The organism is Desulfomonilia bacterium (assembly GCA_036567785.1).
In the GTDB taxonomy this organism is placed as follows: domain Bacteria; phylum Desulfobacterota; class Desulfomonilia; order UBA1062; family UBA1062; genus DATCTV01.
This window is the reverse complement of the sequence record DATCTV010000034.1, coordinates 265,951-290,229: the sequence shown is the minus strand read 5'-3', so window position 1 is coordinate 290,229 and position 24,279 is coordinate 265,951. Positions and strand designations below refer to the sequence as shown.

The following is a 24,279-nucleotide window of genomic DNA, read 5'->3' as shown; positions in this document are numbered from 1 at the left end:
GATAAAAGGCCTTGAATGATCAGGAAAAACGACAGGAGGCAGCTAATGGAAAAACTTATCATAACAGCGGCGCTTACAGGGGCGATGCAGGGCAAGGAGGCAAACCCGAACCTGCCGGAGCAGCCTGACGAGATCATAAATGACGCATACGACTGTTACAATGCAGGCGTTTCAATCGTTCACCTGCATGCCAGGGATAAGCAAGGCCGAAGCATTGGAAACGCTGAAATTTTCAAAGAGATCAACGCGGGCATAAGGGCGAAATGCCCTGTCATTATACAGAATACGACAGGGGGCGTGGGCATACCGATAAACGAAAGAGTTCTAAGCCTTAACGCCGGGCCCGAATCCGCTTCCCTCAATATGGGCACCGTCGTGTTCTTTGTCGGTAAGGAAAAAAAGGAAAGCCCGTTCACGAACCTCAGGAGCGAAATTGAAGCATTCGCCGCAAAGATGATCGAACTGGATATAAAGCCCGAAATGGAAGTCTACAACCCGTCCATGTTCGGTGAGGTCGAAAACCTCATCAGAAAAAACCTCATCAAGAAGCCCTATTACATCAACTGTGTAATGGGTGTGGACGGCATGGGCGGATATGCAGGAACGACAAAGAACCTGCTGACCATGATAGACCTCCTGCCCGAAGGCTCTATTTTCAATGTTTCGGGGATAGGGCGCTTTCAGATGGAAATGAACGTGGCGTCATTGATTATGGGCGGAAACGTCAGGATCGGCCTTGAAGACAATATCTATTATAAAAAAGGAGAGCTCGCAAAAAGCAATGCCCAGCTTGCCGAAAGGGTGGTGCGTCTCGCACGCGAAATCGGGCGTGAAGTGGCTACACCCGAAGAGGCCCGGAAAATTCTCGGCATAAAGCCTTTAAAATAATCCGGGCAAATTACTTTCAGGCAACGCGCTGCAATAAGTCTTCAGGCGCCATTGCCGGATATTCGCTCAACTCGCAGTCTTTGTTGTTCTGGATAAAATACCTCAGGTTCCATTCGGTCGGGAAAAGGATCAGGTTCTGGCCGGTCCTGTCTCTTGCGATTTTCGCCCCTGTGGGAAGCATCAGCTTTTCCGTATTTACTCCGGGATCCTTGAACCACCTGGCAAGAGTCCAGTCCGCAATTTCGAGGCGGGAAGGCGCACCGTATTCCGATTCCAGACGGTACTTGACGATTTCGAACTGCAAGGGTCCGACAGCCGCCAGCAGAGGCACCCTTTGTGCGGCATCAGGCAGCTCGAAGGCATGCACAACCCCTTCGGCCAGCAGCTGATTCAACCCGTCATAGAACCGCTTATAGTTGGACGGGATTTCATTGTGGATAAAGGCGAAGCACTCCGGAGGGAATCGTGGAATCTCGTTAAAGAGCACGTTGGGGTCTTCGGTTAGCGTGTCACCTATGGAAAGGGTTTTAGCCCCTGCAATCCCGATGACATCGCCGGGATATGCCTCGTCGACGGTTTCCCTGTCGCGGCCGAATATCTTATTTGAATTTGAAAGTCTCAGCTTCTTTCCGCTCGGCACATGAGTGACCGTCATATCACGGGTGAAACGGCCCGATACGACCCGGATGAATACTATCCGGTCACGGTGGTTCGGGTCCATGTTCGCGTGAATCTTGAAAACAAAACCGGAGAACGCGCTGTTTTCGGGCTTGACCGGCAAGCCCCGGCTCATGCGCGGCATGGGTGGCGCAGACTGCTCTATGAATCCGTCAAGCAGGAGCTGCACACCGAAATTATTCGATGCGCTCCCGAAAAAAACAGGTGTTATTTTGCCGGCAAGGACCTCGGCCCGGCTGTAATCCGCACCGGCCCCGTCAAGCATTTCAACTTCCTCGCATACGTTCTTATAGGTGGCTTCGTCCAGCTGGTCTCTGACGACCGGGTCAGTCAGGCCGAAGCTGGAAACAGGTGCACGAAAAGAGCCTCCCGGGGTGCGCTCGTAAAAATGTGCCAGCTTGGTCCGCCTGTCCCAGATTCCCTTGAACTGAGGCCCAGTGCCCAGCGGCCAGTTTATGGGATAGGCCCCTATGCCAAGGACGCTCTCAAGCTCGTCCAGCAGTTCCAGAGGTTCCCGGGAAGGTCTGTCCATCTTGTTCATGAACGTGAATATGGGGATGCCCCGCATCCTGCAGACTTCAAAGAGTTTTTTTGTCTGGCTCTCGATGCCCTTGCCTGCGTCTATTACCATGATTGCCGCATCGACTGCGGTAAGCACACGGTATGTATCTTCGGAAAAGTCCTTGTGCCCGGGTGTATCGAGCAGGTTTATCAGATGTCCGTTATATTCGAAAGAAAGCACGGTCGAGCTTATGGAAATGCCGCGCTGGCGTTCGAGTTCCATCCAGTCCGAAGTGGTGGAGCGCTGATTTTTCCTGGCCTTGACGGACCCCGCCAGCTGAACGGCTCCGCCGTAGAGAAGCAGCTTTTCCGTAAGGGTCGTTTTGCCCGCATCAGGGTGAGAGACGATTGCCAGTGTCCTGCGCCTTCCGATCTCGTTATTCATGCCGTTCATAATATTTTACCTTTCCTGCTGCTTTTGTTTTCGCCCGTTATCAGTCCGATTCAATAAACCTTCAAGGAACATTCCTGTAATAAAAGGATTATTCTTCAGATAAACGAAAGGACTATTGATTTCAGGGCGGAGTATTTCCGGAATTAATCCAGCCTGTTGAATGTTTCTTCATATAATATGGCGATGGATTTTTCATAGCGGGGCGCATAGCACCAAATTACAGTAAATTGCAAGATAAAAGAACACCGCCTAAGAAGACCCTTCCATCTCCGGCGGTGCCTGTGTTTAATTTGCTAAAGCCTTTATTTATTTCTTAATAACCTTCATTGATTTGATAACAACTTCTTTCACCGGGACATCGGAAAATTCACCTCTGTTTCCTGTCGGAACCGCTGCAATCCTGTCCACCACATCCATGCCCTCGATCACCTTTCCGAATACGGCATAGCCGAATCCCTGCATGGTATTGCTGCTGTGGTTCAGGAAAGTATTGTCTTTAACATTTATGAAGAACTGCGCCGTGGCCGAGTCGATAATAAATGTACGGGCCATGGCCAGTGTGCCGCGCTCGTTTCTAAGGCCGTTTCCGGCCTCGTTCTTTATGGGCGCATTGGTAGGCTTTTCAACAAAATCCTTTGTGAAGCCGCCGCCCTGTATCATGAAGTTGGGGATCACCCTGTGAAAGATGGTGTCTGAATAAAAACCCGAATTCACATAACCTAGAAAATTTTTCACGCTTATGGGCGCTTCTTTTTCGAACAGCTCCAGTTTTATATCCCCCATGCTGGTACTTAACAGAACGATGGGATTTTTTCCTTCCGGTTTGGATGTCTTGGGGGCCTTGGCGGCATAAGCGCTGCAGGTGAATGCAACCATGACTATCAGTGCGATAACAGTTCTTTTCAAGATCAATCCCTCCTCTTGTTTTATCTTTCTGAACTTTATCAAGCCTTATCTGTTGCGGATTTCAAGTCTATGCTTATAAACCAACGTCTTTTAAAAATCAAACGTATGAACCCTTTTGAGATGGCAAGAATAATTGACATTTTTTGCTCGCGATTGTAACTGACCCGTTAAAAGGACTTTTTCAGCCATGGAAGTATTCTTCAATCCGAAATCGGTTGTTGTGATAGGCGCTTCGAATTCCCTTTTCAACCTCGGGGCCACCATTATCCAGACGGTCAAGGTTTATTCCCTGTTCACCGGTGATGTCTATGCCGTTAACCGCAAAGGCGAAAGCGTTCACGGGTGCAGCGGCTATGTAAGAGTTACCGATATACCCGGGGATGTTGAACTTGCAGTGATAATATCCCCTGCAGCCACCGTTCCCGAATTCGTAAGGCAGTGCGCAGCCAAGGGTATCAAGCATATAATAATTGAGAGCTCTGGGTTTTCAGAGGGCGGGACTGCCGGTCAGTCATACCAGGAAGAAATCAGTAAAACGGCTAAAGAACACGGCATACGCATCATGGGGCCAAACTGCCTGGGGGTTCTCAATACGCAGAACAAATTCTGCTGTTTCTACGGGATAACGCAGGAAGATTTCGATGCATTCGCACACAGCAAAGGGAGCATCTCGTACATTATCCAGAGCGGCGGAATAGTCGTCATAATCCTTGAATCCTTCAGCAAGGACATCGTGAAGGTTAACAAGATTGTCAGCATCGGCAACAAATCAGACATCGATGAGGCCGATATGCTTGAATACTACAGCAGGGACAATACGACCGAGGTTATCGGGCTGTACCTTGAAAACGTTAAAAACGGCCGCAAGCTGATCGATGTGGCCTCAAAGGTTGAAAAGCCCATGCTGGCCTTCAAGGTGGGCCGCACTGGCGAAGGAGCAAGGGCCGCCATGTCGCACACCGCAGGCATGGCTAATAATGATACTGTTTTTGAAAAGGCATGCAGCCAGGCGGGTATAATCCGGTTGAAAAGCATAACCGAACTCCATTCCCTGCCCAAGATATTCACGTCCATGCCCCTTCTCAAGGGTAAAAAAATTGCGGTGTTCACCAACTCAGGGGCCTTTGGCGGCATAACGGCTGATCTGCTTGTCGAGGCCGGACTGGAAATGGCCGAGCTCTCGGAAGAAACACGGGAAAAGCTCAGCAAAACCGGTCAGCTTTTCAATGTCACCAACCCCATAGACCTCGGCCCCGCCATATCCATGAGCACCTTCCAGGAAATCTTCGACATCCTGCTATCCTGCGATGAGGTCGACGGCCTGCTTGCAGTGCCGAGCCTGTGGCACCCTATGGTGATTGAAGCAATCAAGGACCTTGTGGCCAAGTGCCGGAAATATGGCAAACCTGCGGCGATCTATACACCCAATTCGGCGGAAAAAACCATGAACTACAGGAATACATACAATGTGCCGCTGTTCGAATCTCCTGAAGAGGCGGTACGTGCGCTTGAAGTCTCCTACAGGCAGTTCTGTTTCCTGAAGAGGAAAGAAGACCTGCCCGAGGGGCTCAACCTTGATTGCTGATATAGACCAGCCGATTTTGAGTCTATAGATAAAGCACAGGCATATAATAATTTTAAACAGAATCAGGAAAACCATCTTCGGAGGAAATATGCTAGAAGTTACGGAAATTGCAGGCAACATGATCAAGGATTTTTTAAAAAAACAGAAGGAACCCCTGGCCATCAGATTGTATCTTCAGGCCGGTTGAGGCGGGCCCAGACTGGGCATGGCTCTGGATGAGCCGCAAGAACTGGATGTTATTTTAATCGAGCAGGACATAAAATTTGTCATAGACGCCGAACTGTATCAAAAAGCCAACCCCATAAAAATCGAGTTTATCGATACTCCCGAAGGGTCCGGCTTTCAGCTCACATCGGCTCTGCCGTCTGGAGGCGGTTGCGGAGATACTTGCAGCTGTTGAAAGCAGGATAACCTCTAAAAGCATTGCTCTTTTGTTCACGCAGGCAAAAGATTCATCAATCAGGTTGTTTTTTTCTTGAGTATCCTGTTTGAGACCTTATGAACGCTTTATTTGCGGCTGGAATACGTTTGCAGCAAAAGCCTGTAGGAATAATTTGCGTCAGGCCCTTTCCTAGACAATTACTCAAATTTGCCAAGAAAAAAGTCCTCATACTTCTTCCCTTAGTAAAATTTTATTATCAGACTAGCCTTGACAATCAGTTATATCAGTCTTATCAGAATAATAGGAAATTATGAAAGGAGTTTTGTCATGGCGAAATCAAAAACTGGTTCAGGCTGTTGCGGCCAGGGGGAACAAAGCTGCTGCAGGGTCGAGTCCCTTTTGCCTGTCGATGAGCGCGGTCAGATGGTCCTTCCAAAGGAGCTTAGGGAAAGGGCCGGCATAAAGGCTGGCGACAAGCTTGCCCTCATAAGTTTTCAAAAGGATGGTGAGGTCTGCTGCCTGGCTTTAATGAAGGCAGACAATCTGGCTGAGCATGTTCAGAACTTTCTGGGTCCGGTCATGGGAAATTTTGCCAAATAATCAAGGAGAATAAAACATGAATAACGATCAGGAAATCAAAAGGGTAGTCAGGGAGAAATACGGCGCCATAGCCAAATCAGCCGGGAAACAGGCATCATGCTGCTCGGCATCGTCCTGTTGCCAGGGAACGTTAACTGCGGAAACCGTAAGCTCTAGAATCGGATACACCAGTGAAGACATGGATTCCGTTCCTCAAGGCGCCAATCTCGGGCTGGGCTGCGGAAACCCGGTGGCCCTTGCTTCGCTCAAAGAAGGCGAGACCGTTATCGACCTCGGCTCAGGCGCGGGGTTCGACTGTTTTCTTGCTTCGGCCAAGGTAGGTAATACCGGGAGAGTCATCGGCATCGACATGACGGCCGAGATGCTGGAAAAGGCGCGAAACAACGCAGCCACCGGCGGATATAAAAATGTCGAATTCCGGCTTGGCGAGATCGAGCATCTGCCGGTTGCAGACGCCACAGGCGATATTATCATTTCAAACTGCGTCATAAACCTTTCGACCGACAAGCCCCAGGTATTCAGAGAGGCCTTCAGGGTCCTCAAGCCGGGCGGCAGACTCATGGTGTCGGATATGGTACTTCTGGAAGAACTTCCTGAGGTTGTCAGGAATTCCATAGAAGCCTATGCAGGCTGTGTTGCGGGTGCAATGCTCAAGGATGATTATCTCAAGGCGGTCGAACAGGCTGGTTTCATTGATATAAAGATAATGGACGAAACGAGCTTCCCCTTTGATCTCATCGAAAGCGATCCTGTCGTAAAGGAAGCCGCCGGTTCTTTGAATCTTGATAAGGCTGAATTAAAGAGGCTAAATTCAACGGTTACGAGCATAAAACTTTATGCAAGGAAGCCGTCATAATAACTGGAGTGGAACTTATGAAACTTTCACTCCCTGCCTTCACCAAAAGGTTTTGGAAAGAGGCTGATTATCCGTGTTCTAGTACGATCTTGACGGCTTTTTCGTCTCCTTTTGAAAAAAACGTTTTTATGGCATCACGATAGTTCTGCATGGGAAACCTGTGAGTGATAAAGCCGTCTGTAGGTATATGTTTGTTCACCAGCAGTCCTGCCGCTATATCAAATGAAGTAAGGTCCGCCCCTTCGTTTGCATGGCAGTTGATCCCGGTTACATTTATTTCCTGATGCCATATGGGTGAATAATCTATCTTTCCCGGTTTGAAATTGATGCCGATTATTACGACACTCCCCCTGCTCTTTACCCACCTGAGTGCATCATTTATGCTGCCGTCATTACCTATGGTATCGTAAATGACGTCAAATCCTCCGAGCAGTATCCTGTTCCCGAAATACCCCTCGAAGTATTTTGCCCCGGTTATTTCGGCTATGCGTTTGTAAGGATTTATTTCCCTGATGATTACGCCGTCGGCACCCATTTTTTTTGCCATTTCGGCCTGGAATGGATACCTGGCCAGCGCAAACACCTCTGCATCCGGCTGCATCGCCTTAGCAACCGCAACAGTTAAAAGGCCAATTGCGCCGCACCCGAGAACCAGCACGCGCTCCCCCTTTTCCGGCATGCGCTTTCCGACGCCATGCACGGCGCAGGCCACAGGCTCGATGAGCAGCGCTTCATCATCGCTGAGCTCGGCGGGCACTTTGAAAGGCTGTGAGCGGTGCATCACCATATAAGGAGAAAAGCCTCCCCCGACATCAATAAGCGGAGGCTTTTTTGCGCCCAGGTTCCGGCACATCATGTAATCGCCCTTCTGGCACTGCGGGCACATCGGGTCTATCTCCATCTGATAGCATGAAGGCCAGTCTATGCGCAGACATACCCTGTCGCCTTTTTTAAAGTCACCTGCTTCATCGCCTGTTTCGATAACCTCGCCCAGAAGCTCATGTCCAAGATATTTCCTTGAAACCCCGGGGGTTGCCGCGGGAAAACTTTTCGGGTCCATCTCCATGAATATGAAATGTATGTCCGACCCGCACAGCCCGCACGCTTTGTTCTTTACCTTGAGCCACCTGGGGTTGGGGATTTGCGGCTCCGGCACCTCTGCGTAGCGAGTCGGCGATATGGTCGTAAGCGCTGCATCATGATAAAAAATGGAAGCGGCCTGCATCATAACGATCTTTAAAAGACTGTTATCAAAATAGAGTGCTTTCATGGTTTTATCCTTTCCATTTTTTCTCATGCTTTTGACCTGCGTCCGAGAAGCGCCTTTAAAACAAGACTCCAGGGACTTGTAATAGGCTTGCAGACCTGTCCGTTCATATAGGTATCGAGGACTTTAACGGTTTGTATTTCTTCGGTTTCGATCTCAAAGGGATTTTTGTCAAGAACTGCAAAGTCAGCGATTTTGCCTTCTTTGAGCGTTCCGCGTTCGTTCTCTTCGAAGGTCGAATAAGCGGCGTTACAGGTATACGTCCTGAGCGCCTCATAAACACTCAGCCTCTGCTCGGGAAGCGGAAAACTCACCATGCCCTGTATCTGGAGGAACGGGTTGAAATGCTGAACGGGACTGTCCGAACCGCCCAGAAGCATCCCGCCCAGGGACACGACCTTTTTTAAGGGTACCTGCATTTCAAAGACCTTGTCGCTCAGGAACTTGCGGTAACCTTTCTGATATTTTTCATCGAACCATGAAAAGCCCGGCTGTACCGCAAGGAGAATCCCGCTTGCCACCGCGCGCTTTACCTGGTCGTCTGTCGGAAATTCAAAATGGTCTATCCTGTGGCGCCGTCTGTTTTCCTTATCGCCCTTTTTCGCAAGCACCTTTTCATATGAGCTCAAAAGGGTTTCAATTGCCCTGGGACCCAAGGCATGTGATGTTATCTGAAACCCTGCGTCATGCGCCCTTTCAACAAGGCTTTCAACCTTTTCGGCCGTGTAATAGCATTCGCCCGTATAGCCGGGCTTGCTTCTGTATTCATCATAAAAGGCCGCGGTCTGAGACGAGACCGAGCCGTCCATCTCCCAGGCCGCACAGCCGCCTATGCGGCCCATTTTGAGATATTTCAAATGACGTCCGATTTTTTTCGGATCAAGATACTGTATATATGTCCTGAGCCTTAGAGGGAGCACCGAGGCAATACGAGTTATAAACCAGATTGTCATATCCTTCGGATCATCGTCAAAGCCGTCAAGGCAGTGAATGGATGTCAATCCGTGCGCCGCGGCATCATTGGTAACGGCAATAAGCCCTTTAAGCAGCATCCAGGGCGAGAGTTTCGACTGCACATAAGAATTGACCCTGCCCATGTTGAACTCATGTGCCTCACCTGTAAGAATGCCGTTTCCGTAAGGGTCTTCAAGCCCAATCGCCTTCAATGCCAAAGTTGAATATGAACTGCTGTGGCCGTCCATGGAAATGATTATAACGATCCGGCCCGGAAGCCATCTGTCGATCTCCGCTTTTTCAGGGAGCCTCGTTTCAGCAATGGAAGGGATTACATAGTTGTAAAAAAGCAGGGGCTGGTTTTTATTTTTTTTGCCTGCAACGGCGATAAGTTTTTCCTGAACCCCTTTCAGGTCTGTCGGGACAAGACCAGTTGACGTCACTTCCGAAACCCTTTCTCCCATGGCAACGGAAGCGACCGTCATGACGAAATGCGCATGAGTGTCGATCATACCCGGGATAACCGTTTTTCCCTGAAGATTGACTATTTCATATCTGCCGCTTTCCACCATCGCATCTGTTGATGATGAGAACATCTTGTGTATGCGGCCGTTTTTCACATGCATCGCATTGAATAATTCACCCTCTTTGTCCATGCTGTAAATCCGGCCGTTAATGAAGAGCTTGTCTTTCACGCCTTCCTCCTGCAATCGGGGCACTCCCGTGCCTGCCTGATCTCTTATAAAGGATTATGTGCCTCAAACAGGGGCTTGTCCAGTCACAACAAACCGAAATACCATCAGAATAAGAAATCTTGTTTCCTTTGATCTTGCTTATATATATGGTTAAAAAATGGGAAATGAAAAATTTCTGGACAAATCCGCCGGCAGAATAGGCAGGCTCTTTGACAGTATCGCTTCGTCCTATGACCTCATAAACACGGTGCTCTCCCTTGGCATCGACAGGTTGTGGCGTATTAAGGCCGTCAATGCCCTCAATATTAAAGACGGCGATATTGTTCTTGATATTGCGACGGGGACAGGCATGTCGGCTCTTGAGGCCTTCAGGCGGGCCCGATGTACGGTTATCGGGCTGGACCTTTCAACGGGCATGCTGGCCGGGGCGAAAACCCGCCTCAATAAGTACAGAAATAATGGTAAATTCCACCCTGTTAAAGCTGACGCCCTTTTTATGCCGTTTCCTGATAACAGTTTTGAAAAGATGCTGATATGCTTCGGCATACGGAATATCCCTGACACTGCAGCTTTTTTAAAAGAATGCCATAAGGTACTCAAGCCCGAAGGCCTTATGTCCATACTGGAACTATCAATCCCTCAAAACTTTTTTATCAGATGTGTTTATCTTGTCTATTTCCGTTTCATTCTTCCTTACCTGGGGGGGCTTATATCAGGCGATTTTGCTTCATATCGCTATCTCAGAGATTCCGTCATAGGTTTTCCAGCGCCTGCCAGTCTTGCCGCCATAATGAAAGACTGCGGTTTTGACGTTCTTGAAAAATCACCTGCATTTTTCGGCGCCTCTTATCTTTACCTTATAAAAAAATCTTTATTATAATGGCAGAATCCCGTTATTTATCCTTGAATCTTGGCCATGTTGCATTTATTCTTCTTTCATGAAAAAAGTCAGGTGGATTCCCGTAATTCTATTAGGGCTTTTCTGTGCAATAATAATTTTTGCAGCCGGCCTCTGGCTTTTTATGATGCAGGGGCTTCCATCCATTCAGGAGCTCAAGGAACCTCAGGCAACCCTTGTAAGCAGGGTACTGGCAGCAGACGGTTCGGTCATAGGATATTATCCCCCGGGAGGCATGGTTATCCTCGACGACAAGGATATCCCGGAAATGCTCAAAAAAGCCTTTATTTCCGCAGAAGATGCAACCTTTTATTCTCATGCTGGGCTTGATTACAGGCGCATCATCGCCGCAATCATCACCGACATCAGAGCGGCTTCATATTCACAGGGCGCCTCAACCATAACACAGCAGGTTGTCAGAACATACCTGCTCGGCAGGGAAAAGACAATTTACAGAAAGATCCGTGAATCGGTTCTTGCCATAAGAATCGAGCGCTCGCTTACAAAAGACCAGATACTTAACCTGTATCTCAACCGGGTCTACCTTGGAAGCGGTGCAAGCGGAGTGGGGGCCGCGTCGCTCAGATATTTCAACAAGGAATGCAAAGAGCTTACACTTGCGGAAATGTCTCTTATTGCGGGTCTTGCGCCTGCTCCCGCAAGATACTCGCCTCTCAACAGCCTGCCTTCCGCCAAGAAAAGACAGCAGTATGTCCTTTCACGAATGGCTGAAGAAAGATACATCTCCCAGGAGGAGGCCGCAAAAGCATATCAGGAACCTTTGCGGATTACAGGAAAGAATTACGCAATGTTCACACGATATCCGTATGTAACCGACTATGTTCACCAGCTTGTAAGCCAGAAATACGGGGTTGAAATATTCAATACCGGTATCACTATAAGGACTTCCATCATTCCCGATCTGCAGGATGCAGCGGAAATGGCGGTCAAAAAAGGGGTCATAGAGCTTGAAATGCGACAGGGTGCCTACCGGGGCCCCGTTAAGGGTCTGGATAAAACACAAATCGAGGATATTATGGCCTTCCAGAAAAATCGCATCGAATGGGAAGGTATCATAAATTACGAGCTTTACTATGGAGAGGTCATTTCGGTTTCACCGCTTAAAGTCAATCTGGGGACAAAGATTATTGACCTTCCACCAAAATCCTATGAGTGGATAACGCCTGTCAAGAAATGGGACCCTGCAGGCATGCTTAAGCCCGGCGATCTCATTAGGGTACTCAGTACCGGTAAGGATTTTATTCTCACACAGGACCCCCTCATTCAATCTGCACTCGTTGCCTTCGATTTATCGGGCAGCAAGCTTATTGCAATTGTAGGCGGGGTTGATTACTCAAAAAGCCAGTTCAACAGGGCTGTAAGCGCCAAAAGGCAGAGCGGCTCTTCAATAAAGCCGTTTATCTATGCGGCGGCGATCGATAAGGGATACACTACAACAACCATTATTATAGATGCCCCGGAAACATTCAAGAAAGACGAGCTGGATACGGGTTACAATCCCCAGAACTATGAAAGAAAATATTACGGGGCCACGACACTGAGGACGGGCCTTGTCATGTCAAGGAATGTCGTTACTGTAAAGATTCTCAGGGACATCGGTATAGGCTATGCGCTCGACTATCTGAAAAAATTCGGGATGGAAGGGGCATTTCCCAGGGATCTTTCTCTCGCCCTGGGAACCGGGGTTGTCACTCCGTATAATCTTACAAAAGGATTTGCGGTCTTTGCAGACGGCGGCAGGCCTTTTGATCCGACCGTCATAGACAGCATCCTGGAGGCAAGCGGAACATCAATATATACTGCGCCGCAGACAGGTGCGGCAATTTATACATCCTCCGGAATCATGCCTCAGCATCCGGCGGAACAAAAAGCAGAAGCCGGTTTTAACCCGCCAGAGAAAGAAAATCCCCCAGATACTGCAACCTCGGAAGAAGAACCCGTTTCTTCTGAAGAAGACAGTGTCGATGCAGAAGCTGCCACTGACATGCAGGAGTATGAAGAACCGGGGATCATTTCACCGCAGACCGCCTACATAATCACCAACATGCTCATCGATGCAGTCCAGTATGGTACAGCCACGAGGGTCAAGGCCCTGGGCAGACCGGTCGCAGGCAAAACGGGCACCAGCGACGACTTCAAGGATGCCTGGTTTATCGGTTATACGCCTGGCATTCTATGCGGGGTCTGGGTCGGATATGACGACATGCAGTCGCTTGGGGAAAAAGAGGCCGGGGGAAGGGCTGCTGCACCGATATTTCTTGATTTCATGCGTGTGGCGGAACAGGGAAAATCAGCCGCCGGATTCAAGGTGCCTTCTGGCATAGTCTTTGCCCAGATAAACCCGAAAACCGGTCTTGTTACATCGAATCCCGTACCCGGTTCAAGGTTTGAATGTTATAAAGAAGGCACCCTGCCCAAAAAAGAGGATGAAGTCCCGGTAGCCGAAGACACCTTGATGAAGGAGGTTTTTTAGATGAAAAAAGGGCTTCTTCCATTCCTGGTGATTTCTGTTTTCTGTTCCGCCTATGCCGATGACATAACCCTCATCAAACATGCGAGAAGATCTGCCCCCATCGTTGAGGAGACGTCATCTTACACCATCAAGCCCAATGACACTTTATATAAAATCCTTGCCGGATCGCTCGGGGCCAAGCCGGAAGAGATGCCGTATCTTTATCATCAATTCAAACTGTTGAATCCCGGGATCAAGAATTTAAACATAATTCAGCCCGACAAAAAGGTTGTTCTGCCGGCATTAAACAGAAAAAAACCTTCTTCGCAATCTGTCGAAATGCAGGAGGTTGGCAAAGAATATTATACAATCAAGCAGAATGAGCATCTCATTAAGATTTTAAAAAGGGTTTACAAACTCTCCGACGAAGACATTCAGAAAGAATATCTGAAGGCCATATCTGAACTCAATCCTGAAATAAAAAACCTTAACCATGTAGTTCCGGGTCAGCGCATAAAAATGCCCAGACAGCTTGTAGAAAAATCCCCGGCTGATATAAAACCTGCCAACACCGCAAAAGAGCCTGCGCCTGTCCAGATGCAGAAAAAAGAGCTTCCTGCCCTGTCTGTTACGGCTGATACTAAAACGCAGACACCCGTTGTTCTGCCCGAGGCGGCAATAAAAGCCCCGCAGCCTGAAATTAAGACAGAGCTTCCCAGGCAGACTCCTGTTGAACAAAAGCCGCCTGCAGTGGCAGTTCCTAACAAAGAAACAAGGATTTCAAATCAGAAGGAAAACGTTCTCTCTCAGCAGAACAGTGCCCCACCTTCTTCACCTGCGGCAAAACCCGCTGAGGACATTAAAATCGATACCGTAGCCGTAAACAGGGCAAAAGCGGGCAGGATAATCAAAAATTCTCTTATTCCGGCATTCAAACAGATGGGAGCTTCCAGCAGGGAAGACGGAAAATATTATATGCCCGTTTCCGGAGGCAATGTCGCTATCAACACACAGGAAATCCCTGTGCTTGAACTCGATAACGGGAAAAAGATAATAATTGATTTCAATGGAAAGCTCTCTCCAAAGGTGACTTCTCTTATCGAAAAAACCTTCCCTGATTGCAGGATAATCAGCGAACCGGGAACAGAACTAGAGACCGTAATGGATAAGGTTTTAAATGTTTCCGGTTACTTTTCAATAAACAAGGATGGCGATCCGATTATCGTAGGTCTGGACGAAAAGGTCAAACTTTCTGGCAAGTGGATTGTCTACAAGGATTTTACCAGAAGCAATGTCTATGTGATAAACATCCTGAATGATAACCAGATACGAACTCCAAAGACTATCACGGGGTATGCCTCACGATTCGGCCTTGATATCATCGACATCGGCGGAAAGGACTCCGGATCCGGTTTTTTGACAAAAGAGCCTAAAGAGATGAACCATTCATACAAGGTCCTTTTTGACTTCCTGGATGTGAAATACAAAAAAGACAAAGAAATAGTCCTCATGGAAGATGAGACTGTCAATGTCTCATATAATGCCCCTGTCCTGGCAGGAAAAATCATCATCACACCATCGCATGTTGATGATGACATAAAGGAAATGCTGATAAAAAAAGGTTATAAAATTATAGATTCAAATACCGCCTCAGTTTATGAAATTATCGATGCGGTCGAGCTTGAGCACAGCGGACCTCCCTTAAAAATAAGTGTGGCCGACACACGGACGGAAATTGAAGTGCCGGGAATAAAGGTAGGCAAATATATAATTCTTGAAAAAAATATCGATAAAGACATCATAAAATACCTTTCATCTACAGGGGCTCAGGTGTTGATATGGTAATAGGGATAGATCTTGGCGGAACCAATATTCATGCAGGTGTTGTAGATAATGAAGGCAATATCCTGGACTACATTGCAAGGCCTTATTCAAAAGGGGAATGCGATGAGGTCATGGGGGCTATCGTTGAAACAGTTCTAGGGTTAAAGGAGAAATATCCGGAAGTTAAAAGAGCCGGACTTGTTTCTGCCGGCCAGGTGGACAGAAAGCGAGGCCTGCTGCTCTATCCGGTCAATATAAAGGGCCTCACCGAAGTCCCTGTTGTTGAAATCCTTCAGGAAAAAACCGGGCTGGTTTTATTCTGCGAAAACGATGCGGTTGGCGCCGCCCTGGCTGAAGGCTGGGTAGGAATGGCCGCTTCCTCGTCAACCTTCATAACGGTAACACTCGGCACAGGTGTAGGGACAGGTGCTGTTCTGCACAACAAAGTCCTGCACGGTGGCCTTAACCTGGGTTGCGAATGGGGCCATATTGCAATGGGTTTAGAAAGCGTCTACAAATGCGGGTGCGGCAACTCGGGCTGCATCGAAACATTCTGCTCGGCAACGGCCCTTGCCAAAATAGCAGTTTCTGACGGGCTCGATATTAAATCCGCAAAAGATGTCTGCATGCTCGCTTCTTCGGGAGATGCCCTGGCCTTGAAGATCATGGAAAAATACTCATCCTATCTGGGAATTGCATTATACAATTATACTATTATCCTGAATCCCGAAGTTATTATCATTGCCGGCGGACTTTCAAGATCATCCGGGCTTTTTCTGAGCAGGGCCATAGAAAAGCTCAGAGAGATGCTGAGCACCAGACCCTATATGTTTCCTCCAAAGGGAGTGGTCTGTTCCACCTTCCCGGATTATGCAGGTGTCCTGGGCGCAGCTTACCTGTGCATGGAAAAAGGCAGGATTGTTCTCTGAAAAAACTTACTCGCCTTTGAACACGGGTTTGCGGCGTTCAAAAAAGGCGGCAAAGCCTTCACGTGCGTCAGCGCTTCGGCCTGCTGTTTTCACCCCGTCCCTCTCCAATTTCAGACCTTCGTTCAGCCCGCCATAATTCAGACTGTCCATTGCTTTGAGCACACACGATACGGCTACAGGTGGTCTTTCAGCTATCAGTTCAGCCAGCTCCATCGCATCCTTCATTACATCGGAGGAAACCTTATCGATAAGCCCGATTTCAAGAGCTTCGGCCGCACCAACTTTTTTGCTGAACAGAATAAGGTTGAGGGCTTTTGAGCGGCCGAGCAATTTTGTCATCCTGACTGTTCCGCCCCAGCCCGGAATAATTCCAAGGTTAAGCTCGGTAAGACCTATTACCGCTTTGGGGTTATCAGACATTATGCGGAAATGACAGGCCAGCGCCAGCTCGCATCCGCCTCCGAGCGCAAAGCCGTTTATTGCAGCGATTGTCGGTTTGGTTAATCTGTCGATTCTTGTCCATGTGCCCTGTCCTGTCTGCAGCGCTATATCCGCCTTTCCGGCATCTGTTACATCAAATCCCGCACAGAATGCCTTTTCACCTGAACCGGTAAATACAATAACCCTTACATTTTTATCTTCTTCAAGATCGTCCAGCGCCTTGTTTATATCTTCCAGTGTAGCAACATTGATAGCATTGGCGGGTGGGTGATTGATTGTGAGAATACCTGAATGACCTTTTCTTTCAACAATGACATTTGAATATTCCATTATTTCCTCCCATTATTTTTTAATGAAAGTATCTAGATAGAAAAACGATTTAAACACGATTTTCAACCCAAAAAATGTTTCAAGAATACATCTGCAGAAAATGACAAAAAATATTGGGGCAACTTTTATATTGCCCCAATATTGATGAACAATTATTTAGTAGCGTCTTCCGCCGCCGCCACCTCCGCCGCGGTTTCCGCCGCCACTGCGAAAGCCACCCCGGCTGCCGCCGCCTTCAGGCCTGGGCTTTGCTTCATTGACTTTAATGGCCCTTCCTTTTAATTCCTGTCCGTTAAGACCCGTTATCGCCTCCTGGGCCTCAGAACTGGCGGGCATTTCAACAAACCCGAAACCTTTTGACTGCTGCGAGTATTTATCTTTGATGATATTTGCCGACTCGACCTGTCCAAAAGCCCCAAATGCCTGTTTTAAATCTTCATCTGTCACCTGATACGCTAAATTTCCTACATAAATCTTCAAATTATTTCTCCTAAATTTGTAATAGGAGCCTTATACATCATTTGATATTGAATAACCAGCAATATGCAAGACGTCTTCAACTTTAGCGTTCACCAAAAGGCCATTTTCATATATGATTAAATCTGCTAAAGGGATGGAATTCAAGCCCGAATCGGAGGTAACATAATGAAAATAGTCGAAGAAGCCATCGCAAGAGGAGACAAAAATTTAAGTGAATACGATTCAAAAAAAGTTCTGCAGGCATACTCAATTCCAGTAACAAAAGAATTAATTGCCAAAACAATCGATGAGGCTAAATCCTATGCCTCTCAAATCGGTTATCCTGTCGTATTGAAGGGCCATTCAAAAACGCTGGCCCATAAGACGGAAAAAAACATGATCGAGCTCAACATCGGTGATGATGATCAGCTTGTCAAGGCATTCAAGGCCCTGGAAGAAAGAGGTCAGGGGGAACTTGAGGGAATTCTCGTACAGGAAATGGTGAAGGGGGAGCGCGAGCTTGTTGCCGGGCTTGTCCGAGATCCGCAGTTTGGCCCGTGTGTCATGTTCGGTCTAGGCGGCATCTTCACAGAGGTTCTGAAGGACGTAACATTTCGTGTCGCCCCGCTGGAAAAGAGAGATGCCCTTGAAATGATGGATGAGATAAAATCAAAGAAACTTCTTGATGCATTCAGGGGCAAGCCTGCAGTCAACAGGGATGTGCTTGCATCGATACTTGTAAACCTTGGAAATATCGGCATAGAGAATGACGATATTGCAGAAATTGATATTAACCCTCTTATCATAAAAGGCGACACCCCTGTTGCCGTTGATGCCCTGGTGGTTCTAAAGAAAAAATAGAAATGCCTGTTATTCCAGGAAGGGCGCTGTTCATGGCGCCCATGGTTGACTTAAGCCATGAGCCGTACAGAGAACTCGTGCGCAGTTTCGGGGGCTGTGACCTGTTCTATTCCGAAATGCTCAATTCGCGGATGGTTCCCAATGAAAATCCTGACTTTTCGCCATATCTCAGATTTAAAAAAACAGATGATTTAATAATCCAGCTTATCGGAAACGACCCTGATAAAATTCGGCTGTCAACAGAACGGGTTGATGGCTTTTCCCCCCGTGGAATCGACATTAATATGGGCTGCTATCTTAAAAAAATAACGTGCCACGGCTGGGGTGCGGCTATGATGAAGGATATTCTTATAGCCGAAAAGGTCATTTCTGCAGCCAGAAAAGCCACCGCAAGACCACTTTCAGTCAAAATAAGAATCGGCCAGAAACATGATCTTTCATATCTGCTCCAGTTCAGCAGAATGATTGAATCCGCCGGAGCCGACTTCGTGGTTCTTCATGCCCGGACTGAACCGGACGGCTTAACCCGGCCGGCCAGGTGGGAATATATCTCTAAACTTAAACAAGAACTTAAAATTCCCGTTGTCGGAAACGGTGATGTACTATCCGCGTCAGACGCGGTACGGATGTTTGATGAAACAGGCTGTGACGGCGTGATGATCGGCCGTGGTGCCATCATCAGACCATGGATATTCAGGGAAATCCGTGAGCTCCTTTCCGGGAACACGATTTCTAATCCCCCTTCCACCAAGGAAGTCATCTTGGCTTTATGTGAGGGTATCGAGGCTTGGTTTCCTCCGGAAATCGCAACAAAGCGGTTTAAGCTGGCCTTGCCCTGGCTTTCTCAAAACCTTAGGTTCGGACATCATTTTGTCAAGACAATCAAAGGTCCGGGCATTAACGATATGCGAAGACAGATAAATGAAGCCTTCCTGGAGGGCATGAGTTGATCTTTATTCTTTCGCTCATGTTTTGTTTGCCAAAAAACCGATAAAGAGAACATACCTTAATATAAAAACACTGGAGGTTTTCCATAATGAACCAGCTCGAATTAATGAAAACGCTTCATGTAATTTCCGATAAAAAAATTGTCCTCGTTGTAATGGACGGTCTCGGCGGCATTCCGAACAAAACCGGAAAAACCGAACTGGAGTCAGCATCGACACCTAATCTTGACGAATTGGCAAAAAAATCCATTCTCGGGCTTTCGACTGCGGTTTCCCCTGGCATAACACCGGGAAGCGGTCCGGGACACCTTGGTCTTTTCGGATATGATCCCCTTGAATACAAAATCGGCAGGGGCGTTCTCGAGGCCCTGGGAATCGGTCTCGTTTTAAAGCCTACCAGTCTGGCGGTCAGGGGCAATTTCTGCACAATGGACCTGTCTTCCGGACTTATTACAGACCGGAGGGCTGGTCGCATTCCAACATCGGAATGCGAAAGGGTTGTAGAACGGCTCGCCGCTATAAAAAAAATAGAAGACGTGGACGTAATAATAAAACCCGTGAAAGACTACAGGTTTGCCCTGGTCCTTGAGGGTGCCGGACTGGAGGAGGGACTGTCTGAAACAGATCCGCAAAAGGTAGGATTAAAACCGCTTACGGTAAAGGCCCTTAATCCTTCCGCTGAAAAAAGTGCGCGTCTGCTCAATCAATGGCTTCAAAAAGCATTTGAAATTCTCAAGGATGAACCCCGGGCGAACAGTTGTACACTGAGAGGTATTGCAAAAGACCCAGGGCTGCCCGGTTTTAAAGAAGTCTACGGGCTTAATGCATGCGCCATAGCCACATACCCCATGTATAAAGGACTGGCAAAGCTTGTGGGCATGAAGATAATTGACGGTTGTGACACTATCGAAGATGAAGTTGAGGCATTGAAAAAAAACTGGTCAGACCATGACTTTTTCTTTTTCCATGTTAAAAAAACCGATTCCGCCGGTGAAGACGGCAACTTTGATGCAAAGATAAAGGTCATAGAAAATACAGACAAGGTTCTGCCTGATATTCTGGGTCTTAACCCGGACGTTATAATAGTTACAGGAGATCATTCAACTCCTGCCGAATTGAAGTCGCATTCCTGGCATGAACTTCCCTTTCTCCTGCATTCGGACAACATTTTAACCGATGCCTGCACTTCTTTTGGCGAAAGGGCCTGTCAGGCCGGAGGTCTTGGCCATATAAGACATGTCGATATCATGCCGCTTGCAATGGCATACGCAGAAAAGCTGACAAAATACGGGGCATAAACAGTGAAGATCGCTATTATGTCTGACACCCATGACGATACCCATGCAACCGGAAAGGCGCTGGAGATTGCAAAGGCCAGAGATTGCCGGATGATCATTCATGCTGGAGATTTATGTTCACCGTTTATAGCAAGGAGTCTCCGTGAAACCGGCATTCCCGCCTACTGCGTTTTCGGTAATAATGACGGGGACAAGATACATCTTGCACAGACTGTCGATATCAAACCGTCACCGAGACACATCGAAGCAGAAGGAACGAGCATAGTTGTTTTCCATGAACCGTTTATAAATGATTATATTGACCCGGAAAGGGTGGATATTCTAATCTTCGGACACACGCACAAGCTGATGATTGACGAAAGAACACCTATGAAGATAATCAATCCCGGTACTGTTTCGGGGGTATTGGTTAAGGTGAAATCGTTTGTTATATTTGAAACCGAAACAGGAAAGGCGGAAGTGATTGAACTCTAAAAAAAAGATCGCAATAATATTTGGCGGCCAGTCGACCGAGCATGATGTATCCATAATTTCAGCATCTTCCATCGCAAAGGCAATAGATAAAAATCTTTTTGATCCCATTTTCGTTGCTATCGACAAATCAGGCGGGTGGTATCTAGGGCAGTCCGCTTTCAATTATCTTAAAACAGGCGACCGTGAGGGACTCCATAACGTCATCTTATCAACCGATCCTGATAAAAAGGGCTTTTTAAGCCTGAATGACGGGACGATTTTTCATACCGATGTCATTTTTCCGGTTCTTCACGGACCAAGAGGTGAAGACGGGACTATACAAGGCATGATGGACCTGGCCGGTCTCGCATATGTAGGCTGCGGAACAGCCGCTTCTGCTATTGCCATGGACAAGGACCTTACCAAACGACTTCTTAAACAAAAGGGGCTTCCGGTGGTTTATGGCACATGTATCGCTCTGCATGAATGGAAAAGAGCGCGTGAAGAAATACTCAGGAAAATTAAGGAGACTACTGAATTCCCTGTTTTCGTCAAACCTTCAACGATGGGCTCAAGTATAGGCATCGTTAAGGCAAAAACGCTCGATGAAACCGCAGCCGCACTTGATAATGGATTTTCATATTCGCACAAAGTCCTTGTTGAACAGGCAATAACTGATCCGCTCGAAGTTGAAGTCGCCATTCTGGGAAATCACGACCCCAGGGCATCCATTCCCGGGCAGATAATACCAGCAGGTGAGTTTTATGATTTTAATGCCAAATATATTGACGATTCAGCGCAGCTTATAATTCCAGCCAGAATTTCCAATTCGTTGTCTGAAAAAGTGATGCTTCTGGCGAGAGAATCCTTTTTGGCTATTGGCGGGACAGGAATTGCACGTATTGATTTTCTGGTATCAGGTGATCAGGCATACATAAACGAGATCAACACTCTGCCTGGCTTCACAAGCATTTCCATGTACCCGAAACTATGGGAGGCAACAGGGATCGGGTATACCGAGCTCATTACCAGATTGATAGAACTGGCTTTACAGCGTTTTGAAGAAGATGAATCCCTCATTAAAACTATTGTCCTGGAAAAAGCGCTTGGAGTTTAAATTACAGGGGCCTTTTTAGCCCCTTTTAATCGCTATTCTACCGGTTCATCCTCAACATAAAGGGTGAAATCCATAATTTTTTCATCGTCCTTTAGGCTGATCGTCTTTACTCCCTGCGCAGACCTTCCCGTTGTCCTGATCTGGGATACAGGCACCCTGATAATCTGTCCTGATGAAGAAATCACGATAAGTTCGTCAGTGGCCCTGACGACCCTGACGCCAACGAGTGAGCCGGTTTTTTCCGTAATTTCCACTGTAAGAACGCCTTTGCCCGCTCTCGCTTGAACAGGATATTTAGACACTGATGTCTTTTTACCGTAACCGTTTGCAGTGAGATTTATAATGAACTCATCTTCTGAGTGAACGACATCCATACCCACAACGGTTTCATTTTCATCAAGCCTTATTGCCCTAACCCCCTGAGCCTGCCTGCCCATAACCCTTACATCATCTTCAGGGAAGATAATCGCCTTGCCGGCGCTTGACGCGACAACCACATTTGAACTGCCATAGGTAAGCCTTGCAGAAATCACTTCATCTCCTGCGTCGAGAGTGCAGGCGATTATACCGGTTTTCTGTATGTTACTGAAATCTTTAAGATTTACTCTCTTGCAATTGGCTTTGGCCGTCACCATTATTACATTGGCGGCCATTGTGATATCCGGGGCAACGAGAACGGCACAGATCCTCTCATCCTTATGGATTGGTCTTATATTGTTCAAGGGTACGCCCTTAAGTGCCCGGTCTCTCTCTGGTATTTCATAAACCCTCGTATGGTAGACACGTCCCTTGTTTGTAAAATACAGGATTGAAGCATGGTTGTTTGCCGTAAAGACATGCTCTATAAAATCGTCTTCCCCGGTTGCCCCTGCCTTGACTCCAACCCCTCCTCTGTTCTGGGTCCGGTATTTATCAAGCTCGCTCCTTTTGATGTATCCCCTTCGTGTTATGGTTACCACCATTTTCTCATCCGGTATCAGATCAATGATGTGGAAATCTCCGAGCTCTCCATATACTATCTCGGTTCTTCTCGGGTCAGAATATCTGTTCTTGATATCAACAAGCTCCGCCCTGATTACTTTGAACAATTCATTCCGGTCCGCAAGGATTTTTTCCAGGCGTGCAATTTCTTTAATAAGCGATGCGTGCTCATCGGCCAGCTTATCCCTTTCAAGGCCAGTAAGCCTCTGAAGGCGCATATCCAGGATCGCCTGAGATTGAATCTCGGAGAATCCGAATGCATTCATCAGGGCATCCAACGCATCTTTCGGTGTTGCAGAAGCCTTGATCAATGCCACTATTTCATCAATATGATCAAGGGCCTTGAGAAGGCCTTCCAATATGTGAACCCTTGCTTTTGCTTTTGCGAGTTCAAACTGGGATCGTCTTGTTACTACCTCTTCCCTGAAATCGAGGAAGGCGCTTAATAGCTCAAGCAGGTTCATCACCCGCGGACGGTTGTTGTGAATTGAAAGAAAATTCATTGAGAACGACGATTGAAGATTTGTGAGCTTATACAGAAGATTTTCTATGATTCCGGCCTGAGCGCCTTTTTTAAGTTCGATGACGACCCGCATGCCGTCCTTGTCGCTTTCATCCCGGACAGCTGTAATGTCTTCGATTTTCTTTTCCTGGGCAAGAAGCGCTATCTTTTCTATCAGCTCCGCCTTGTTTACCGCGTACGGGAGCTCATCAATTATTATTTTTTCCTTTCCGCCTTTTTCTTCCTCTATATGTGTCTTGCCCCGTATGGTAATTACGCCTCTGCCGGTTGAATAGCTTTTATCAAGTTCGCTGCCTGCATATACAATGCCTCCAGTCGGAAAATCCGGACCCGGAACGAGCTTCATAACATCATGAACGGTTATGGCAGGATTGTCGATTATTGCAATAAGGGCATTAATCAGTTCTCCTAGATTATGCGGCGGAATGCTTGTCGCCATTCCAACGGCAATACCAGATGATCCGTTGAGCAGGAGTGCCGGAATTTTTGCAGGAAGAACCTGTGGCTCAAGCAGGCTTTCATCATAGTTGGGACTGAAGTCCACCGTTTCTTTTTCTATATCGGAGAGCATTTCGTCGGCTATTCTGGACATGCGGATTTCCGTGTATCGCATTGCGGCTGCAGGATCACCATCCACTGATCCGAAGTTGCCCTGTCCGTCGATAAGCATGTATCTCAAAGAAAATGTCTGTGCCATTCTAACGATGGAATCATAAACCGCCTGGTCGCCATGCGGATGATATTTACCTATGACATCACCTACGCAGCGTGCCGATTTTCTATATGCCCTGTTGTGGGTGTTGCCCGCTTCATGCATGGCGTAAAGAATCCGCCTGTGAACCGGCTTCAGTCCGTCTCTTACGTCGGGTATAGCCCTCCCGATAATTACGCTCATGGCGTAATCAAGGTAGGATTTACGCATTTCCTGATCTATGGCTATATTATTGATAGGCATTTATTTTTCCCCTGTTTTAAAAAA

The 24,279-nt window shown here is 47.4% G+C and carries 21 protein-coding genes; 14 read left to right on the top strand and 7 right to left on the bottom strand.

Features of this window, described 5'->3' with window-relative positions:
- The first annotated feature begins 45 nt into the window (after positions 1–45).
- A complete protein-coding gene (locus VIS94_09635) occupies positions 46–888 on the top strand; it encodes a 3-keto-5-aminohexanoate cleavage protein (GenBank protein HEY9161334.1) in 843 nt (280 codons plus the stop codon).
- A gap of 16 nt (positions 889–904) precedes the next feature.
- Here the strand turns inward: VIS94_09635 and VIS94_09630 are convergent, their stop codons facing one another.
- Both VIS94_09630 and VIS94_09625 read right to left on the bottom strand, forming a co-directional pair.
- Positions 905–2,521 (bottom strand): peptide chain release factor 3, encoded by a 1,617-nt coding sequence (locus VIS94_09630; GenBank protein HEY9161333.1) that lies wholly within the window; start codon positions 2,519–2,521, stop codon positions 905–907.
- Between the two features lie 306 nt (positions 2,522–2,827).
- The gene (locus tag VIS94_09625; GenBank protein HEY9161332.1) at positions 2,828–3,430 is read right to left on the bottom strand and encodes a peptidylprolyl isomerase; all 603 of its coding nucleotides are present in this window, start codon (positions 3,428–3,430) and stop codon (positions 2,828–2,830) included.
- Positions 3,431–3,614: 184 nt separating this feature from the next.
- On the opposite strand from VIS94_09625, the gene VIS94_09620 reads away from it, so the two are divergent.
- The 4 genes from VIS94_09620 (at position 3,615) to VIS94_09605 (ending at position 6,850) form a co-directional block, all read left to right on the top strand.
- Positions 3,615–5,012: a CoA-binding protein gene (locus tag VIS94_09620; protein HEY9161331.1), complete on the top strand. Its 1,398-nt coding sequence runs from the start codon at positions 3,615–3,617 to the stop codon at positions 5,010–5,012.
- A 205-nt stretch (positions 5,013–5,217) separates the two neighbouring features.
- Positions 5,218–5,412, top strand: a complete 195-nt coding sequence (locus tag VIS94_09615) for a hypothetical protein (protein HEY9161330.1) — start codon at positions 5,218–5,220, stop codon at positions 5,410–5,412.
- A gap of 309 nt (positions 5,413–5,721) precedes the next feature.
- On the top strand, positions 5,722–5,994 hold the full coding sequence (locus VIS94_09610; GenBank protein ID HEY9161329.1) for an HgcAB-associated protein: 273 nt from the start codon (positions 5,722–5,724) through the stop codon (positions 5,992–5,994).
- A gap of 16 nt (positions 5,995–6,010) precedes the next feature.
- A complete protein-coding gene (locus VIS94_09605) occupies positions 6,011–6,850 on the top strand; it encodes an arsenite methyltransferase (protein HEY9161328.1) in 840 nt (279 codons plus the stop codon).
- 67 nt (positions 6,851–6,917) lie between these two features.
- On the opposite strand, the gene VIS94_09600 is transcribed toward VIS94_09605, so the two are convergent.
- Together VIS94_09600 and VIS94_09595 are read right to left on the bottom strand one after the other, a co-directional pair.
- Positions 6,918–8,147 (bottom strand): zinc-binding dehydrogenase, encoded by a 1,230-nt coding sequence (locus VIS94_09600; GenBank protein HEY9161327.1) that lies wholly within the window; start codon positions 8,145–8,147, stop codon positions 6,918–6,920.
- On the bottom strand, positions 8,144–9,766 hold the full coding sequence (locus tag VIS94_09595) for an amidohydrolase (GenBank protein HEY9161326.1): 1,623 nt from the start codon (positions 9,764–9,766) through the stop codon (positions 8,144–8,146). The genes VIS94_09600 and VIS94_09595 overlap by 4 nt, the downstream gene beginning before the upstream one ends.
- A gap of 157 nt (positions 9,767–9,923) precedes the next feature.
- On the opposite strand from VIS94_09595, the gene VIS94_09590 reads away from it, so the two are divergent.
- From VIS94_09590 to VIS94_09575, 4 genes are read left to right on the top strand one after another with little or no spacing between them, the layout of a single operon-like run.
- A complete protein-coding gene (locus tag VIS94_09590; protein HEY9161325.1) occupies positions 9,924–10,646 on the top strand; it encodes a ubiquinone/menaquinone biosynthesis methyltransferase in 723 nt (240 codons plus the stop codon).
- 58 nt (positions 10,647–10,704) lie between these two features.
- Positions 10,705–13,158: a PBP1A family penicillin-binding protein gene (locus VIS94_09585; GenBank protein HEY9161324.1), complete on the top strand. Its 2,454-nt coding sequence runs from the start codon at positions 10,705–10,707 to the stop codon at positions 13,156–13,158.
- Complete coding sequence (locus VIS94_09580) at positions 13,159–14,982, top strand: LysM peptidoglycan-binding domain-containing protein (protein HEY9161323.1); 1,824 nt, start codon at positions 13,159–13,161, stop codon at positions 14,980–14,982.
- The gene (locus VIS94_09575; protein HEY9161322.1) at positions 14,976–15,890 is read left to right on the top strand and encodes an ROK family protein; all 915 of its coding nucleotides are present in this window, start codon (positions 14,976–14,978) and stop codon (positions 15,888–15,890) included. Before VIS94_09580 ends, VIS94_09575 begins: the two co-directional genes overlap by 7 nt.
- A 6-nt stretch (positions 15,891–15,896) precedes the next feature.
- Here VIS94_09575 and VIS94_09570 read toward each other — a convergent pair whose 3' ends face one another.
- Together VIS94_09570 and VIS94_09565 are read right to left on the bottom strand one after the other, a co-directional pair.
- Positions 15,897–16,661: an enoyl-CoA hydratase-related protein gene (locus tag VIS94_09570; protein HEY9161321.1), complete on the bottom strand. Its 765-nt coding sequence runs from the start codon at positions 16,659–16,661 to the stop codon at positions 15,897–15,899.
- A 156-nt stretch (positions 16,662–16,817) separates the two neighbouring features.
- Positions 16,818–17,141, bottom strand: coding sequence for an RNA-binding protein (locus tag VIS94_09565; protein ID HEY9161320.1), 324 nt, complete (start codon positions 17,139–17,141; stop codon positions 16,818–16,820).
- A gap of 165 nt (positions 17,142–17,306) precedes the next feature.
- On the opposite strand from VIS94_09565, the gene VIS94_09560 reads away from it, so the two are divergent.
- The 5 genes from VIS94_09560 to VIS94_09540 all read left to right on the top strand — a co-directional run bounded on the left by VIS94_09560 (position 17,307) and on the right by VIS94_09540 (position 21,796).
- Entirely contained in the window at positions 17,307–17,981 is a 675-nt protein-coding gene (locus tag VIS94_09560; GenBank protein ID HEY9161319.1) for an acetate--CoA ligase family protein, read from the top strand.
- 2 nt (positions 17,982–17,983) lie between these two features.
- Positions 17,984–18,931, top strand: coding sequence for a tRNA-dihydrouridine synthase family protein (locus VIS94_09555; GenBank protein HEY9161318.1), 948 nt, complete (start codon positions 17,984–17,986; stop codon positions 18,929–18,931).
- Positions 18,932–19,017: 86 nt separating this feature from the next.
- Positions 19,018–20,226, top strand: coding sequence for a 2,3-bisphosphoglycerate-independent phosphoglycerate mutase (locus tag VIS94_09550; protein ID HEY9161317.1), 1,209 nt, complete (start codon positions 19,018–19,020; stop codon positions 20,224–20,226).
- A gap of 3 nt (positions 20,227–20,229) precedes the next feature.
- A complete protein-coding gene (locus VIS94_09545; GenBank protein HEY9161316.1) occupies positions 20,230–20,700 on the top strand; it encodes a metallophosphoesterase in 471 nt (156 codons plus the stop codon).
- Complete coding sequence (locus VIS94_09540; GenBank protein ID HEY9161315.1) at positions 20,690–21,796, top strand: D-alanine--D-alanine ligase family protein; 1,107 nt, start codon at positions 20,690–20,692, stop codon at positions 21,794–21,796. Before VIS94_09545 ends, VIS94_09540 begins: the two co-directional genes overlap by 11 nt.
- A 32-nt stretch (positions 21,797–21,828) precedes the next feature.
- Here the strand turns inward: VIS94_09540 and gyrA are convergent, their stop codons facing one another.
- Positions 21,829–24,255, bottom strand: a complete 2,427-nt coding sequence (gyrA, locus tag VIS94_09535) for a DNA gyrase subunit A (GenBank protein HEY9161314.1) — start codon at positions 24,253–24,255, stop codon at positions 21,829–21,831.
- Positions 24,256–24,279 lie beyond the last annotated feature (24 nt).

Coding starts and splice junctions, on each gene's coding strand:
- VIS94_09590 (HEY9161325.1), top strand. CDS start 9,924: ATGGGAAATGAAAAATTTCTGGACAAATCCGCCGGCAGAATAGGCAGG.
- VIS94_09560 (HEY9161319.1), top strand. CDS start 17,307: ATGAAAATAGTCGAAGAAGCCATCGCAAGAGGAGACAAAAATTTAAGT.
- VIS94_09555 (HEY9161318.1), top strand. CDS start 17,984: ATGCCTGTTATTCCAGGAAGGGCGCTGTTCATGGCGCCCATGGTTGAC.
- VIS94_09600 (HEY9161327.1), bottom strand. CDS start 8,147: ATGAGAAAAAATGGAAAGGATAAAACCATGAAAGCACTCTATTTTGAT.
- VIS94_09635 (HEY9161334.1), top strand. CDS start 46: ATGGAAAAACTTATCATAACAGCGGCGCTTACAGGGGCGATGCAGGGC.
- VIS94_09615 (HEY9161330.1), top strand. CDS start 5,218: ATGGCTCTGGATGAGCCGCAAGAACTGGATGTTATTTTAATCGAGCAG.
- gyrA (HEY9161314.1), bottom strand. CDS start 24,255: ATGCCTATCAATAATATAGCCATAGATCAGGAAATGCGTAAATCCTAC.
- VIS94_09630 (HEY9161333.1), bottom strand. CDS start 2,521: ATGAACGGCATGAATAACGAGATCGGAAGGCGCAGGACACTGGCAATC.
- VIS94_09575 (HEY9161322.1), top strand. CDS start 14,976: ATGGTAATAGGGATAGATCTTGGCGGAACCAATATTCATGCAGGTGTT.
- VIS94_09605 (HEY9161328.1), top strand. CDS start 6,011: ATGAATAACGATCAGGAAATCAAAAGGGTAGTCAGGGAGAAATACGGC.
- VIS94_09550 (HEY9161317.1), top strand. CDS start 19,018: ATGAACCAGCTCGAATTAATGAAAACGCTTCATGTAATTTCCGATAAA.
- VIS94_09570 (HEY9161321.1), bottom strand. CDS start 16,661: ATGGAATATTCAAATGTCATTGTTGAAAGAAAAGGTCATTCAGGTATT.
- VIS94_09610 (HEY9161329.1), top strand. CDS start 5,722: ATGGCGAAATCAAAAACTGGTTCAGGCTGTTGCGGCCAGGGGGAACAA.
- VIS94_09585 (HEY9161324.1), top strand. CDS start 10,705: ATGAAAAAAGTCAGGTGGATTCCCGTAATTCTATTAGGGCTTTTCTGT.
- VIS94_09580 (HEY9161323.1), top strand. CDS start 13,159: ATGAAAAAAGGGCTTCTTCCATTCCTGGTGATTTCTGTTTTCTGTTCC.
- VIS94_09620 (HEY9161331.1), top strand. CDS start 3,615: ATGGAAGTATTCTTCAATCCGAAATCGGTTGTTGTGATAGGCGCTTCG.